Here is a 14,546-nt window from a genome sequence, read left to right on the forward strand (position 1 = left end):
CGACATGACACGCACCGACAGCGCCGTTCATCTCGACCCGACGTTCGACGTGCGGGTCACCGACACCTCGTTGCGCGACGGCTCGCATCACAAACGACACCAGTTCACCGGTAACGAGGTGCGCGCGATCGTCGGGGCCCTCGACGCGGCAGGTGTTCCCGTCATCGAGGTCACCCACGGCGACGGACTCGGCGGATCGTCGTTCAACTACGGGTTCTCCCGGACACCCGAACAGGACCTGATCGGGGTTGCCGTCGATACAGCGAAGCGGGCGAAGATCGCCTTCCTCATGCTGCCCGGTGTCGGGACGAAGGAGGACATCGCCGAGGCGCAGGACAACGGCGCCGCCATCTGCCGGATCGCGACCCACTGCACCGAAGCCGATGTCTCCGTTCAACATTTCGGACTCGCGCGTGGGCGAGGACTCGAAACCGTCGGGTTCCTGATGATGGCGCACACCGTCACACCGGAGAAGCTGGCCGCGCAGGCCCGGATCATGGCCGACGCCGGTTGCCAGTGCGTCTACGTGGTCGACTCGGCGGGTGCGCTCGTGCTCGAACAGGTCGCGGACCGGGTCGAGGCGCTCGTCGCGGAACTCGGCAGCGACGCGCAGGTCGGCTTCCACGGGCACGAGAACCTGGGGCTCGGTGTCGCGAACTCGATCGCCGCCGTCCGCGCGGGCGCCAGGCAAATCGACGGCAGCACCAGGCGATTCGGTGCGGGTGCGGGGAACGCGCCGGTCGAGGCGTTCGTCGGGGTGTGCGACAAGATCGGGGTCAAGACCGGTATCGACTTCTTCGCGATCGCCGACGCCGCCGAGGATGTCGTCCGCCCCACGATGCCTACGGAATGCCTGCTCGATCGGCAGGCGCTGATGATGGGGTACGCCGGCGTCTACTCCAGCTTCCTCAAGCACGCCGAACGGCAAGCCGAGCGGTACGGGGTGTCCGCGGCGGAGATGCTCGTGCGGGCAGGCAAACGCAAACTCGTTGGCGGGCAAGAAGACCAGTTGATCGACATCGCGCTCGAGCTACAGAAAGAAGCGGCGGGCACCTGACTCGCCCCGCCTGTTGGAGTCCTCCCCGCCATTGACCGAATGTGGCGTTCAGTCACTTCAACTGACCGAATCACACATTCGGTCAGATACGGCGACGCTCGAACTCGGGGAGTGTGGTCGTCCCCGGCCACCGACAACCGGGGCGGAACGACGAAGGGGCGTGCATCCGTGTACGGATGCACGCCCCTTCGTTCGGTGCCGACTACTCGGACTTCGTGTTGCGGACCTCGATGATGCCCTCCATGACGGCGTGGTTGATCGACGCCGTCAGGCGCGGGCAGGACTGCTGCGCTCCCGGCCGCGCGCCCGCGAGTTCCGGGCACACGGTCGCGGGTTCGGCCTCCCACTGAATGCTCGTGTGGTTGAAGCTGTTCTTGCGGACGAGCACGCAGGTGTGACAGGTGCGGCATTCGACCTGCTGCAGACCGTCTTCGAGGTAGGTGCGCAGATCGGTCGTGGTCTGGGCGCGGACCGCCTCGACCCGGTCCGGGCGGTCGGCGAAGTCCGGGGCCTTGGACCAGGTCGAGGAAGTCATGTCACACGCCCGTCTTGTTCTCGGCTTCTTCGGCGGCAGCCTTCTCGGAGGCCTGGCGGGCCAGGTTCTCCTCGACCTCGCGCTGCCACGCCTCGATTGCCTTGGTGGTGTCGATCTCGAACTCGAAGCGAGCCGTTGCCTTCGGGTCGATGTCAGCGACGTCGACGTAGAACTGCTCGTACCAGCGACGGAGCTGGTAGACCGGGCCGTCCTCCTCGCAGAGCAGGGGGTTCTCGATCTTGGTCTTGTTCTTCCAGATCTCGACGTCCTGCTCGAAGCCCATCGTGACGCCCTCGGTGAACTTGCGGGCGAGCTTGCTGGTGGTCTTCTCGTCCAGGCCCTTCGGCTTCTCGACGCTGACGCCGTACATCAGCATGAAGGAGTCCTGGGTGATGGGGTAGTGGCAGTTGATCAGGACGCTCTCGACCTTGTAACCGCTGTAGTCGTTGTGCAGCCAGTTGATCATGAAGGACGGGCCGAAGTACGAGGCCTCGGAGTCCAGCACCGACTCGCCGTACTGGGTGCCCATGGAACCGACGTCCGGCCGGCCGTGGTTCTGCAGGTACTGGCTGGCGACATGGCCCTCGAAGACGTTCTTGAAGTACTTCGGGAATCCGAAGTGAACGTAGAAGAAGTGCGCCATGTCGACGACGTTGTCCACGATCTCGCGGCAGTTCGAGCCCTTGACCTCGAGGCGGTGCCACTCCCAGTCGGTCCAGTCGTCGGTCAGGACCTCCGGGAGTTCCGGGATCGTGACGTCCTCCGGCGGCGGGTTGCCCTCGGGGTCGTTCCAGACGAACAGCATTCCGTTGCGCTGCAGCGTCGTCCACGCACGGGTGCGGGCGAGCGGCGGAACACGCCGGGCGTAGGGGATGTCGGTGCACTTGCCGTTGCCGCCCCAGCGCCAGTCATGGAAGGGGCACGCGACGGAGTCGCCCTTGATGCTGCCCTGGCTCAGGTCGCCGCCCATGTGCCGGCAGTACGAGTCGAGAACCTTGAGCTTGCCCTCGCTGTCGGCGAAGACGACGAGCTTGGTGCCGAACGCTTCGACACCGTGCGGCTTGCCGTCGAGGAACTCTCGCTCGAGGCCGATGCAGTGCCAACCACGCGCAAACCGCGTGGGGGTGGTTCCCACGTCGATCTCGCGAACCTTGCGGCTTGCGGAAGCGCCGCTCGTCTGCGTCATCTGTGGCCTCACATTCCTTCGATGGCTGTCGCTAGAACACGTTATAGAAGTTGGTCGACTTTCGCTACACAATTTGAGGAGTTGTTCCTGTCGCGAGCCCGTGACCAGGGTATCGTTCCGGCTCTCGACACAGATGGGAACCTGTTCTAGTCTCAGGGACGGGTGAACCGCCGAGTCGGGCGACGATCCGTGCACGACGGATCGACGACACCGCAGATCGACTACACAGCAGATCGACAGACAAAGGGAGCGACCAGTGGGCGAGCACGACAGTCACGTGGTGATGGAGAAGCTGGACGAGCTACTGCCAACCCTCCGCGAGCGCGCGCAGGAGACCGAGGACCTGCGGCAGATCCCCGAGGCGTCGATCAAGTCCCTGCAGGAAGCCGGCTTCTTCCGGCTGCTCCAGCCCAAGCAGTGGGGCGGCTACGAGGCCGATCCGGTCACCTTCTACACCGCGGTGCGCAACATCGCGAGCGCGTGCGGTTCGACCGGCTGGGTCGCGGGCATCATCGGCGTCCACAACTGGCATCTGGCGCTGTTCGACCAGCAGGCGCAGGAAGACGTCTGGGGCACCGACACCGACGTCCGCATCTCGTCCTCGTACGCCCCGATGGGCGCCGGTGAGGTCGTCGACGGCGGTTACAAGGTCAACGGCGCCTGGGCCTGGTCCTCGGGTTCCGATCACGCCACGTGGGTCGTCGTCGGTGGACCGGTCATCAAGGACGGCCGCCCGGTCGACTTCGGCAGCTTCCTGATCCCGCGCGAGGACTACGAGATCGACGACGTCTGGAACGTGGTCGGTCTGCGTGGCACCGGGTCGAACACGGTCGTCGTCAAGGACGTCTTCGTGCCGCGGCACCGCTTCCTCAGCTTCAAGGCGATGAGCGACCTGACTGCGCCGGGCCTGCAGCAGAACACCGCGCCCGTCTACAAGATGCCGTGGGGCACCATCCACCCCACCACCATCTCCACTCCGATCGTCGGTATGGCCTACGGTGCCTACGACGCCCACGTCGAGCACCAGGGCAAGCGCGTTCGTGCCGCCTACGCGGGCGAGAAGGCCAAGGACGACCCGTTCGCCAAGATCCGGATCGCGCAGGCGTCCAGCGACATCGACGCCGCGTGGCGTCAGCTGTCCGGCAACGTCGCCGACGAGTACGCGTACCTGCTTGCGGGCGAAGAGGTTCCGATGGAGCTGCGCCTGCGCGCTCGTCGTGACCAGGTGCGGGCGACGGGTCGCGCGATCGCGTCCATCGACCTGCTCTTCGAGAACTCCGGTGCCACCGCACTCCAGAACGGGACGCCGATCCAGCGGTTCTGGCGCGACGCCCACGCCGGACGCGTCCACGCCGCGAACGATCCCGAGCGTGCCTATGTCATGTTCGGCGGCGCCGAGTTCGGCCTGCCGCTCGCGGACACGATGGTCTAGGGGGACGACACATGACGGCAACCGAAGAACTCACCTACGAGTCGACCTCCCGATTCGCCCAGGTCCGCCCGGACCTGAAGCTGCACTACCACGAGGCAGGCGTCGGCAACGGTCCCACCATCGTGCTGCTGCACGGCGGCGGCCCCGGCGCATCGTCGTGGTCGAACTTCTCGAAGAACATCCCGGTGCTCGCCGAGCAGTTCCACGTCATCGCGGTGGACCAGCCCGGCTACGGCAAGTCCGACAAGCCGACCGAGCACCCGCAGTACTTCGTGCACAGCTCCTCGGCGCTGAAGGATCTGCTCGACACCATTGGCATCACCGATCGTGTTCACCTGCTGGGTAATTCGCTCGGTGGTGGCGCGGCGGTCCGCTTCGCACTGGACTACCCGGACCGCGCAGGCCGGCTCGTCCTCATGGGCCCGGGTGGCCTCAGCGTCAACCTGTTCGCGCCCGACCCCACCGAGGGCGTCAAGAACCTCGGCAAGTTCAGCTACCAGCCGACCCGCGAGAACCTCGAGGCGTTCCTGCGGATCATGGTGTTCGACCAGTCCCTGGTGACGCCCGAGCTCGTCGAGGAGCGTTTCGCTGCCGCGAGCACTCCCGAGTCGCTCGCCGCGGCGAAGGCGATGGGCAAGTCGTTCTCCAGCGGCGAGTTCGAGAAGGGCATGCTGTGGCGTGAGGCGTACAAGCTGCGCCAGCGCGTGCTGCTGATCTGGGGCCGCGAGGACCGCGTCAACCCGCTCGACGGTGCGCTGGTCGCGCTGAAGATGATTCCCCGTGCGCAGCTGCACGTGTTCGGCGGCTGTGGGCACTGGGCACAGCTCGAGAAGTTCGACGAGTTCAACAGGCTCGCTGCGGACTTCCTCACCGAGGGAGGTAACTGATGGGTATTCGCTCCCTGGGGTACATGCGGATCGAAGCCACCGACATGGCGGCCTGGCGGGACTACGGTCTCAAGGTGCTCGGCATGATCGAGGGCAAGGGCACCAACCCCGATGCCCTGTACCTGCGGATGGACGACTTCCCGGCGCGCCTGGTGATCGTCCCCGGCGAGAAGGACCGCCTGCAGGTCTCCGGCTGGGAGACCGCGAACGCCGCAGAGTTGCAGGAGGTTCGCGACAACCTCGCCGCGGCCGGTGTCCCGTTCAAGGAGGGCACCGCGGACCAGTTGGCGGACCGCCGCGTGGTCGAGCTCATCACGTTCGAGGACGTCTCCGGCAACACGCTGGAGGTCTTCCACGGCGTCGCGCTCGAGCACCGTCGCGTGGTCAGCCCGTACGGGCACAAGTTCGTCACCGGCGAGCAGGGCCTCGGCCACGTGGTGCTCACCACCGACGACGACGACGCGTCGCTGCGCTTCTACCGCGACGTGCTCGGTTTCACGCTGCGCGACTCGATGCGTCTGCCCCCGCAGATGGTCGGTCGTCCGGCCGATGGCGAGCCGGCCTGGTTGCGTTTCCTCGGCTGCAACCCGCGTCACCACAGCCTGGCGTTCCTGCCGCTCCCGAACCCCACGGGCATCGTGCACCTGATGATCGAGGTGGAGAACTCCGACGACGTCGGACTCTGCCTGGATCGCGCGCTGCGCAAGAATGTGAAGATGTCGGCCAGCCTCGGTCGGCACGTCAACGACCAGATGCTGTCCTTCTACATGAAGACGCCCGGCGGCTTCGACGTCGAGTTCGGTTGCGAGGGACTCGAGGTCGAGGACGAGAGCTGGATCGCCCGGGAGAGCACCGCGGTCAGCCTGTGGGGCCACGACTTCACGGTCGGATTCAAGTAGTGAGCACCCCGGAGGAGACGACGGCGCCCGTGGCGGCGATCGACCCGCGTCAGTTCCGGAACGTGCTCGGCCAGTTCTGCACGGGCGTCACCATCATCACGACGGTGGACGACGGGGAACCGGTCGGGTTCGCGTGCCAGTCGTTCGCCGCACTGTCCCTCGATCCGCCGCTGGTGCTGTTCTGCCCGACGAAGGGGTCGCGGTCCTGGGCGGCGATCGAGCGGACCGGGAAGTTCTGCGTCAACGTGCTCGCCGAGGAGCAGCAGGCGGTGTGCGCGCGGTTCGGTTCGCGTGAGCCGGACAAGTTCGCCGGAATCGGCTGGGAGGCATCGCCTCTAGGTTCGCCGATCATCGACGGATCGCTCGCGCACATCGACTGCACGGTCGAGACCGTGCACGACGGTGGCGACCACTACGTGGTGTTCGGCCGCATCTCGTCGATGAGCGAGGTCAAGACCGAGCGGCCGCTGCTGTTCTATCGGGGCCAGTACACGGCCATCGAACCGGACAAGACGGTTCCGGCGCCGTGGCGGGACGACCTGGAGGCGTTCCTCACCGCGACCACCGAGGACACCTGGCTGTAGAAGCGTGAACATGACGAAGCCCGCCACGGAAATCCGTGGCGGGCTTCGTCGTTCCGCGGTGCCGACCTGTCCACAGTCTGCGGGCTTTGTCCACAGTGCCTGGGGATTACTCGAACTCGACCTCGAGCATGTCGGCGCGCGGCAGCGCCTGGCAGGCCAGGATGTAGCCGTCCGCGATGTCGTCCTCCTCGAGGACCTGGTTGTTCACCATCTCCACCGAACCCGCCGTCAGTCGGCACTCGCACGACGCGCAGACACCCTCCGCGCAGGACGACGGCACGACGATGCCGTTCGCGTCGAGCGCCTGCAACAGTCGCTGGTTGGCCGGCCACTGCACGGTGTGTTCCTCACCGCCCTTGCGCACGGTCACCGTCGAGACCGCGACGGGCTCGGACGTCGGGGCGGGCTCGGGTTCCTCGGTGCCGGCGAACGGATCCGACCCGAGTGAGGTGAACCGCTCGATATGCAGGTTCTCCCGGGGAAAGCCCATCGTGGACAGTGCTTTACGTGTGCACTCCATGAACGGCTGGGGTCCGCACACGAACACCTCGTCGAAATCCCAGTCCCGGAACAGGGCTGTCAGCTGGTCCGAGGTCGGCCTGCCCAGGGTGGACTCGATCCAGTGCTCGACCCAGAGCCGATCGGGGTGTCGGGCGCAGAGTGCGCGCAGCTCGTCGTCGAAGATCACCGACTGCTCGTCGCGATTCGCGTAGAACAACACCACCTCACCGCTCCCGACACCGAGAACCGATTTGAGGATCGACATGATCGGTGTGACTCCGCTGCCGCCCGCAACGAGCAGGTAGCGCGAGTCGAAGCCCTTCGGGGTGAACACGCCGGAAGGCTCGAGCACTTCGATTTCGGTACCGCGACGGGCGTTGTCGCACAGCCAGTTCGAGCCGAGTCCCTGATCGACCCGCTTGATCGTGATCTTGAGTTCGTCGTCGAGATCGGGTGCACTCGCCAACGAGTAGCAGCGCGCGTGTGTCGTGCCGGGGATCCTCAGCGTGAGGAACTGCCCGGGGCGGTAGTCGAAGCGGTCGCGGATCGCGGCGTCGATCTCGAACACCACCGACCGGGCGTCGGCAGTCTCCTCGATCACGTCGCTCACGCGGAGACGGTGGATCGTCGGTGCGGGCATGGGCGGTGCGCTCCCGTGGCGTCGGCTGGTCTCGTGTGAACCGTCTGTGCCATTCATACGAGATGGACAGGTGTCTGGACTGTAGTCTGTACCGATGTACGGGCGCAACGGCTGAGCGCCGCAGACGAGGACGGGAGTGAACGGGATGGATGCCGACGTGGAGCGTCACCTCGACGGACGAGGGGCGATCGTGACGGGCTCGAGCCGCGGAATCGGGCGCGGCGTCGCGCACGCGCTCGTCGCTCAGGGCGCCGGAGTCGTGGTCAACGGTCGTGACGGTGCGGTCGCGCAGGCAGTGGTCGACGAGATCCGCGCGGAGGGGGGTCGCGCGGTCGCCGTCGCCGGTTCGGCGGCGTCCCGACCGGTCGCGCAGGAGCTGGTCGACGCGGCACAGAGCGAGTTCGGTGGCGTCGACATCCTCGTAAACTGCGCCGGTGTCGCGGAACCGCCGGGATCGTCGATTCTCACGGTCACCGACGAGGAGTGGGACGACCTCGTCGACGCCCACCTGACGGCGACCTTCCGCACCTGCCGGCTCGTCGCGCCCCTGATGGCCGATCGTGGATCGGGCGCGATCGTGAACACGAGTTCGTTCGCGTTCCTCGGCGACTACGGCGGCACCGGCTATCCGGCGGGCAAGGGCGCCGTCAACAGTCTCACCCTCGCGATCGCCGCCGAGTTGGCCGAGTCGGGAGTGCGGGCCAACGTCGTGTGCCCGGGCGCGAAGACCCGGTTGTCGGAGGGCGAGGAGTACGCGGCGCACATCGAGGAACTGCACAGCCGCGGAATGCTCGACGACGCGTCCCGATACGGTTCTCTCAATCCAGCACCGCCCGAGTACGTCGCGCAGCTATACGCGTTCCTCGCCAGCGACCTCGCGAGGTCGATCACCGGCCAGATCTTCGTCGGCTCGGGCGGATTCGTCGGCCGGTTCGATCGTGCGGCGCCCACCGTCCTGGCATACCGCGACCACAACACCGAGCCCCCGTGGACTCTCGGCGACTTGAGCGGCTTCGTCTCCCGCGAGCGGGAGGTGCCCCCGGCCCGCGCGTGAGTGTGGTGTCCAGAGCCACGACACTCACGCGCGCGTAGGCCCCTAGACGGTGAAGGGTGCGGAGGTCCCGGTGAACGCGGTGATGGAACCGTCCGGGTTCTTCCGGTCACCGAAGTGCTGGATCCGGTAGGTTCCCGCCGGTGTCCCGGCCGGGACGTCCCAGGTGATCCGGGCGACGGACGCGTTCGATCCCTCACGCCGCCAACGGAATTTCGTCGACCAGTCGCCGTCGTCGGCGTGCCGAAGCCAGCGCGCGCCGTCCTCACGCTGGACCTCGAAGAACGTGCCGCCGCGATGCAGGTTGTTCTTGGGGTGGCCAGTGACGAACTCGACCGCGACCTGTGTACCCGCTGACGCCGTCGAGGCGGGCTGCACGAGCACGTCACCGAACTGTCGTCCCGCGAGCGGGGCGTCCACCGGAACCTCCGGCCCGAAGTTGGGCTGGAACCCCGACATGTCGCGGGGCGCCGGGCCGCGGGGCACGTCCGCTCCGGTGTGCATCGCCGCGGCGAGTGCTGCGTAGCCCTGCTGATATGCGGGAAGGGTGTTGCGGCCGAACAGGGTCGAGCCGCCCTCGTACTGCTGCGCCTCGTACTCCTCGGGCGTGGTGCAGTAGCTCGAGTACGAGTTGGCGTAGCCCTGGAAGATGACGTTCTCCAACGGCACGCCCAGTTCCTCGGCGACGGTGCGGCGGATCCGCAGGCCCGACACGATCGTGAACTCGGCAGGCCCGCCGACGACGTACACGTCCCCGATCCGGAGGATCTGGATCTTGAGGACGTGCGGAACCCAGCCGTCCGGCGGCAGGAGGCCCACGGCGACAAGCACGAGCTTCGGTGCCTGCGCGTCCGCGAGCCAGTTCGGCACGGGGGCGTTCATGCCGCCGAGGGCGTCGACGAGGGGGTTGCGGGCGCCCTCGGGGAAGAGCGGGAGCGCGGGCCCGTCCTCGGTGCTGCCCGCGCTCATGGCGGCGCCGACACACGCCGGTGCCGTGCGGCGCTGCTGGCCGTCCGGGGTGAAGCGTCCGTCGACCACCTGATTCGCCATGTCCAGGTACATCACGCGGGAGTCGACTGTGGTCGCCGACATCGTCTCCGCGTCCGCGAACGCATTGCGGGCAGCGGCGACTTGACGCTCACCGATGATGCGGGCGTTCTCGAACTCGTCGTCGGTCGGTCCCTTGCCCGGTTCGAGGTGCAGGTTCGGGGACATGTCGCCGGAGTTCGTCTGAGGGAAGGCCGCCACGAATCCCGGCGCGCCGTCGAGGTACCGGACCCCCTCGCCGTCGTGCTCCCAGAAGTACGAGGCCGCGCCCTTGTTGTCGCCCGAGATCAGGAGGTTCTCGTTGGTCAGTGATGCGCAGTGCGTGGCAAACCAGTTGATCGCGCCGACGTCGGTGCCGGACCGGGTGATCCGCAGGGTGCGCATCGACGAGTCGATGCCGAGCGGGTAGTAGTCCTTGTCGCGCTGCGGGTTTCGGTCGAAGGCGATGCGGGACCGGTTCACGCTGGCGTCGGTCAGTTCGCTGCGGCCGTACGCGACCGTGCCGGGGGCGAGATCGTCGTGTGCGGCGGTGATCGCCTCGACGATGCCGTCCACCTCGGCCTGGAAGGTCAAGGGCTGGAAGCCGAGGTTGGCGAGCGTGTACGCGTAGTCGTGGGACGCCCCACCGCACGCGGCGTGGGAGTGAACGGCGGTGAGCATGACGTTGCGTTCGGTGTAGGCGCCTCCGAATGCGGTGTGCAGGCGGCGGATCACCTCGTCGTGGACCGACTGGAACACCATGCAGGTGTCGACGCAGACGTACACCACCCGAGTGTCGGCGGCGTCGGCGAAGACGTAGGCGCGGGCCCTGGTCCGCTGGTGCAGACCCTCGGCGACCTGGTCGAAACTCGAGTACCCCATCATGCCGTTCTCGGCGACGGGGCCGGTCACGTCGGCGATGCCGACGCCGACCCGCAGTCCGGTTCCGGACGGGGCCGTGCGAAGGGGTGCGGCCTGGGCCGAACCGGCGCTCAGGGCGGCGAGGGCAGGTACGGCGGCCGCACCGGCGAGCACGCTGCGTCGACTGATCTTCACTGGGGAATTCCTTTGCAAGGCTGCCGAAATGCAAGTTGGTCAAGTGTCCAATTGCTACCTCATCACGACAACACCGCCCTTGGCAAGGGCCCTCGCGGCCTTCTGTCGTGACCCGTTCCGGGACTACGATGGGAAAGCCAACAAGATCGCGGTCGGGGACTCGAGCGGGCATGCGCAGGGACGTTCGCGATGCCTGAGGTATGTGGCGCCACGACGTGCCGTGCCGGCTCGACAGTGCGATAGCGGATGTGTCCGATCGAGGTCGCGATCCCAGCGCGCTCGACTCTCGGGCGTGCGTATCCCACGAGGCAGGAATTGCCATGGCCAAGACGCTGAGGACCGAGGAATCGATCATGATTGCGCGTCCGGTCGCCGACGTGTTCGAGTACATGTCGAATCCGGACAACGCACTCGCCTGGAACGGAAACGTCGTCGACTACAACCTGGAGTCGGGCAAGCCCGACGAGGTCGGCTCGGTGACGTCGTTCACCGCCAAGGTCGCCGGATTCAAACTGGAGGCAACGGAGGAACTCACCGACTACCAGGCGAACAAGCGACTCGGGTTCCGCTCGGTGAAGTCGAAGGTCGGTTACGACCGCGAACTCGACTTCGCGGTCGACGGCGAGCACACCCGGGTGACCTGGGTTTCCGAAGCGGAGGCGGGCACCGGTGTCTTCAAGTTCGCCGATCCCATCGTGCAGAAGCTCCATGCGCACGACGTCCGCAGCAGTCTCGAAAAGGCGAAGACGATCCTGGAAGCCTGACTGTCACACCGCTGTTGCTTCTCCGAAGGTCATTTTCAGGTCGGGGATGGAGGTGGTCATCAGGGCCCGGCGTGGCAGTCCGAGCGACCGCAGCTCGTCCGCGATCGGATGCGACCCGAGTGTCACCTCCGCACCGCCGAGGCGGGTGCGGACACCGTCCGGGTTCATGTCCCACGACGTGCATCGCGTGATGGCGTCGATGTGCGAGTAGGCCTGCATGGTGGTGCTCTTCGCGGCGCCGGGCGCGCGAAATCCGCGCTTGACCGTGAGGTCGACGATGAGTTGGCCCTCCTGGCTGACTGATGCGCGCTTGACGTCCGACGCATGGTCGGCCTCGAACTCTGCCAGTACCTTCGGGAAGCCCCAGATCCCGCGCCCGGCGGCGAGGGTGAAGTCCCCGTCGACGGGGAGTTGGTGGATCAACGCTCCGGAGCCACCCGTCGCCAGCGCACGCAGGTCACCGGGAACGGATCCGCCGCGGGTGCGGTGATCGCGAACCATGAACACGACACCGAATTCGTTGTACGGACCGAGATCTCCGTCCACGTAGTCGACGAACACCAGTCCGCACAGGCCGCGGCCCGGCCGGTACTGCAGGATCTCCAGGCCGGTCGGGTCGATCAGCCGCTGCGCCGCCGAGGTGGGGACGGAGTACATCGCCATGAACGCCGTCGCCTTCCGGATCTGCACCGGCATCGCGACCTGCCTGCCGAGTATCTCGTGGGAGGTCACGGCGCCACCACCCCGCGCAGTCCGTCCTCGCCGTACACCTGCTCGAGCATCGAGCTGAAGTCGGGACCGCGGCGCAGCATCTGACCTCCGTCGACGTTGATGACCTGCCCGGTGATCCAGGTGGACTCGTCCCCGAGCAGGAAGCGGGCGAGCCGTGCGATGTCCTCCGGTTCCCCGATGCGGGGCAGCGGCGTGCACGCCCGGTAGTCCTCGAGGAGGGGCCCGCCGTCGGTGATGACGGTGACGAGATCGGTTCGGGTGAGGCCCGGTCGGATGCAGTTGACGCGGACGTTGCTCGCGCCGAGTTCGTCGGCGCCGAGTTGCACGAGATGGTCCACCCCGGACTTCGAGACGCCGTAGGCGCCGAACCAGCGGTGGGTGTTGCTGCTCGCGATCGAGGAGATCGCCACGAACGAGCCGCCGCCTCCTCGCACCAGTTCTCGGGCAGAGTGCTTGAGCGTCAGCATCGTTCCGGTGACGTTCAGTTCGACGGTTCGGCGCCAGGCGTCGACGTCGATCTGGGTGACCGGTGCGATGGTCTCGTTACCGCCCGCACAGGCCACGGCGCCGTCGAGTCGACCGGTGACTGCGGTGGCGGCCGCAACGGCCTGGTGAACCTGGTCCTCGATGGTGACGTCGGCAACGTGGTGGGTGATCGAGCCGCCGTCCCCCGGCGTGATCGTCGACGCTGCCGCGACGAGGCGGTCCTCGGTGCGTCCGACGATGGTGACGTGAGCGCCGGAACGGGCGAGCAGGTCCGCGACCCCGAGCCCGATGCCGCTCCCGCCTCCCGTCACCAGGATCGACTTGCCGCGAAGGCCATCGGCGCTGCTCGTGTTCACTGGGCCGTTCATGTGCTCCGGAGCTCCCCTCGGCTCGTGTGATCGGTGCGGCCACCCTGCACGTGGTGGAACCTGTTCTACCACCGCCGCCCGGTTTTGAACATGCATTGCATCGGAGAGGCATACGCTCGGGCTGACACCTGTCGCGAGCGAGACGGACCGAGGGGACGGACACGATGCGACCCGACTTCGAACTGGTCGACGGACGCTTCTACGCGTGGGAACTGGGTGATCCGAGGAAGGCCTACGCCTGGATGCGGGCGAACGAGCCGGTGTTCCGGGATCGCAACGGCATGGCGGGGGCGTCGACCTATGCGGCGGTGATCGACGCGGAGCGTGATGCGGGCCTGTTCTCCAACGCGGGCGGAATCCGGCCGGAGGTCGGGCCGCTGCCGCACATGATCGACATGGACGACCCCGAGCACCTGAAGAGGCGCAAGCTCGTCAACACCGGCTTCACCCGCAGGCAGGTCGAGTCGAAGATCGACGACATCGGTCGGATCTGCGACGAGCTGATCGACGCGGTCGTGGCGAAGGGGGAGTGCGACTTCGTCCGCGACCTCGCGGCGCCACTGCCGATGGCGGTCATCGGGGACATGCTCGGCGTCCGCCCGCACGAGCGGGCGATGTTCCTGGAGTGGAGCGACGACCTCGTGAAGGCCCAGGGCAGCAACGTATCCGACGACATGATCGCGAAGATGATGTCCGCGTATGTATCGTACGTCGACTTCACCATGCGGACGATCGCGGAGCGCCGCTCGGAGCCAACCGACGACCTGATCAGTGTTCTCGTGCACGCGGAGATCGACGGGGACCGGATGACGGACGAGGAGATCGTCGCCGAGACCCTGCTCATCCTGATCGGTGGTGACGAAACCACCCGGCACGTGCTCAGCGGAGGGATGGAGCAACTTCTCCGAAACCCGGAGCAGCGCGACAAACTGGTCGCGGACCGCTCGCTGCTGCCGCTCGCACTCGAGGAGATGTTGCGCTGGGTGTCCCCGGTGAAGAACATGTGCCGCACCGTGACTCGGGACGTCGAGTTCCACGGGACGCAGCTGCGCGCGGGGGAGAAGATGATGTTGTTGTTCGAGTCGGCGAACTTCGACGAATCGGTGTTCGAGGATTCCGAGACCTTCGACATCGCCCGGAACCCGAACCCGCACATCGCCTTCGGATTCGGATCGCACTTCTGTCTCGGCAACCAGTTGGCTCGACTCGAGGGTCGGTTGATGTTCGAGCGACTGCTCGAACGGATCCCGGCGATGGAGTTGGTGACCGACGGGCAGTTGCCACGCCGGCCGGCCAACTTCGTCACCGGGATCGAGGCGATGCCCGTCCGGTGGTAGGCGGC

At 66.8% G+C, this 14,546-nt stretch carries 14 protein-coding genes; 8 read left to right on the plus strand and 6 right to left on the minus strand.

The features are described from left to right. Positions 1–4 precede the first annotated feature (4 nt). The gene (dmpG, locus tag RHCRD62_RS05225; RefSeq protein WP_050063634.1) at positions 5–1,057 is read left to right on the plus strand and encodes a 4-hydroxy-2-oxovalerate aldolase; all 1,053 of its coding nucleotides are present in this window, start codon (positions 5–7) and stop codon (positions 1,055–1,057) included. A 202-nt stretch (positions 1,058–1,259) separates the two neighbouring features. On the opposite strand, the gene RHCRD62_RS05230 is transcribed toward dmpG, so the two are convergent. Then, positions 1,260–1,592, minus strand: coding sequence for a hypothetical protein (locus RHCRD62_RS05230; protein WP_050063635.1), 333 nt, complete (start codon positions 1,590–1,592; stop codon positions 1,260–1,262). 1 nt (position 1,593) lies between these two features. Next, entirely contained in the window at positions 1,594–2,778 is a 1,185-nt protein-coding gene (locus tag RHCRD62_RS05235; RefSeq protein WP_050063636.1) for a 3-ketosteroid-9-alpha-monooxygenase, oxygenase component, read from the minus strand. A gap of 256 nt (positions 2,779–3,034) precedes the next feature. Between RHCRD62_RS05235 and hsaA the strand changes: the two genes are divergently transcribed. Genes hsaA through hsaB form a run of 4 tightly spaced genes read left to right on the plus strand, consistent with a single transcriptional unit; the run spans position 3,035 to position 6,580 of the window. Beyond that, positions 3,035–4,210: a 3-hydroxy-9,10-secoandrosta-1,3,5(10)-triene-9,17-dione monooxygenase oxygenase subunit gene (gene hsaA, locus RHCRD62_RS05240; RefSeq protein ID WP_050063637.1), complete on the plus strand. Its 1,176-nt coding sequence runs from the start codon at positions 3,035–3,037 to the stop codon at positions 4,208–4,210. 11 nt (positions 4,211–4,221) lie between these two features. Then, complete coding sequence (gene hsaD, locus RHCRD62_RS05245; protein WP_050063638.1) at positions 4,222–5,097, plus strand: 4,5:9,10-diseco-3-hydroxy-5,9,17-trioxoandrosta-1(10),2-diene-4-oate hydrolase; 876 nt, start codon at positions 4,222–4,224, stop codon at positions 5,095–5,097. Continuing rightward, positions 5,097–5,996, plus strand: coding sequence for an iron-dependent extradiol dioxygenase HsaC (gene hsaC / locus RHCRD62_RS05250; RefSeq protein ID WP_050063639.1), 900 nt, complete (start codon positions 5,097–5,099; stop codon positions 5,994–5,996). Before hsaD ends, hsaC begins: the two co-directional genes overlap by 1 nt. Next, entirely contained in the window at positions 5,996–6,580 is a 585-nt protein-coding gene (gene hsaB, locus RHCRD62_RS05255) for a 3-hydroxy-9,10-secoandrosta-1,3,5(10)-triene-9,17-dione monooxygenase reductase subunit (protein ID WP_050063640.1), read from the plus strand. Before hsaC ends, hsaB begins: the two co-directional genes overlap by 1 nt. 106 nt (positions 6,581–6,686) lie before the next feature. Here the strand turns inward: hsaB and RHCRD62_RS05260 are convergent, their stop codons facing one another. Next, complete coding sequence (locus RHCRD62_RS05260) at positions 6,687–7,721, minus strand: ferredoxin--NADP reductase (protein ID WP_050063641.1); 1,035 nt, start codon at positions 7,719–7,721, stop codon at positions 6,687–6,689. A 145-nt stretch (positions 7,722–7,866) separates the two neighbouring features. On the opposite strand from RHCRD62_RS05260, the gene RHCRD62_RS05265 reads away from it, so the two are divergent. Further along, positions 7,867–8,775 (plus strand): SDR family NAD(P)-dependent oxidoreductase, encoded by a 909-nt coding sequence (locus RHCRD62_RS05265; protein WP_050063642.1) that lies wholly within the window; start codon positions 7,867–7,869, stop codon positions 8,773–8,775. Between the two features lie 42 nt (positions 8,776–8,817). On the opposite strand, the gene RHCRD62_RS05270 is transcribed toward RHCRD62_RS05265, so the two are convergent. Next, positions 8,818–10,854: a neutral/alkaline ceramidase gene (locus RHCRD62_RS05270; RefSeq protein ID WP_050063643.1), complete on the minus strand. Its 2,037-nt coding sequence runs from the start codon at positions 10,852–10,854 to the stop codon at positions 8,818–8,820. A 320-nt stretch (positions 10,855–11,174) separates the two neighbouring features. Between RHCRD62_RS05270 and RHCRD62_RS05275 the strand changes: the two genes are divergently transcribed. Continuing rightward, positions 11,175–11,618, plus strand: coding sequence for an SRPBCC family protein (locus RHCRD62_RS05275; RefSeq protein ID WP_050063644.1), 444 nt, complete (start codon positions 11,175–11,177; stop codon positions 11,616–11,618). Between the two features lie 3 nt (positions 11,619–11,621). On the opposite strand, the gene RHCRD62_RS05280 is transcribed toward RHCRD62_RS05275, so the two are convergent. Together RHCRD62_RS05280 and RHCRD62_RS05285 are read right to left on the minus strand one after the other, a co-directional pair. After that, positions 11,622–12,350 carry an acetoacetate decarboxylase family protein gene (locus RHCRD62_RS05280; protein ID WP_050063645.1) on the minus strand — a complete coding sequence of 243 codons (729 nt, stop codon included), beginning with the start codon at positions 12,348–12,350 and terminating at the stop codon, positions 11,622–11,624. Then, positions 12,347–13,204, minus strand: a complete 858-nt coding sequence (locus RHCRD62_RS05285; RefSeq protein ID WP_050063646.1) for an SDR family oxidoreductase — start codon at positions 13,202–13,204, stop codon at positions 12,347–12,349. The genes RHCRD62_RS05280 and RHCRD62_RS05285 overlap by 4 nt, the downstream gene beginning before the upstream one ends. 164 nt (positions 13,205–13,368) lie before the next feature. Here RHCRD62_RS05285 and RHCRD62_RS05290 point away from each other — a divergent pair, with 164 nt between their 5' ends. After that, the gene (locus RHCRD62_RS05290) at positions 13,369–14,541 is read left to right on the plus strand and encodes a cytochrome P450 (protein ID WP_050063647.1); all 1,173 of its coding nucleotides are present in this window, start codon (positions 13,369–13,371) and stop codon (positions 14,539–14,541) included. Positions 14,542–14,546 lie beyond the last annotated feature (5 nt).

This window comes from Rhodococcus sp. RD6.2 (assembly GCF_001040705.1).
Classification (GTDB): Bacteria; Actinomycetota; Actinomycetes; order Mycobacteriales; family Mycobacteriaceae; genus Rhodococcus_G.

Bases quoted from the DNA above. Each gene is read 5' to 3' on its own strand.
- hsaD (WP_050063638.1), top strand. From the start codon at position 4,222: ATGACGGCAACCGAAGAACTCACCTACGAGTCGACCTCCCGATTCGCC.
- RHCRD62_RS05265 (WP_050063642.1), top strand. From the start codon at position 7,867: ATGGATGCCGACGTGGAGCGTCACCTCGACGGACGAGGGGCGATCGTG.
- dmpG (WP_050063634.1), top strand. From the start codon at position 5: ATGACACGCACCGACAGCGCCGTTCATCTCGACCCGACGTTCGACGTG.
- RHCRD62_RS05260 (WP_050063641.1), bottom strand. From the start codon at position 7,721: ATGCCCGCACCGACGATCCACCGTCTCCGCGTGAGCGACGTGATCGAG.
- RHCRD62_RS05285 (WP_050063646.1), bottom strand. From the start codon at position 13,204: ATGAACGGCCCAGTGAACACGAGCAGCGCCGATGGCCTTCGCGGCAAG.
- RHCRD62_RS05275 (WP_050063644.1), top strand. From the start codon at position 11,175: ATGGCCAAGACGCTGAGGACCGAGGAATCGATCATGATTGCGCGTCCG.
- RHCRD62_RS05230 (WP_050063635.1), bottom strand. From the start codon at position 1,592: ATGACTTCCTCGACCTGGTCCAAGGCCCCGGACTTCGCCGACCGCCCG.
- RHCRD62_RS05290 (WP_050063647.1), top strand. From the start codon at position 13,369: ATGCGACCCGACTTCGAACTGGTCGACGGACGCTTCTACGCGTGGGAA.
- hsaC (WP_050063639.1), top strand. From the start codon at position 5,097: ATGGGTATTCGCTCCCTGGGGTACATGCGGATCGAAGCCACCGACATG.
- RHCRD62_RS05235 (WP_050063636.1), bottom strand. From the start codon at position 2,778: ATGACGCAGACGAGCGGCGCTTCCGCAAGCCGCAAGGTTCGCGAGATC.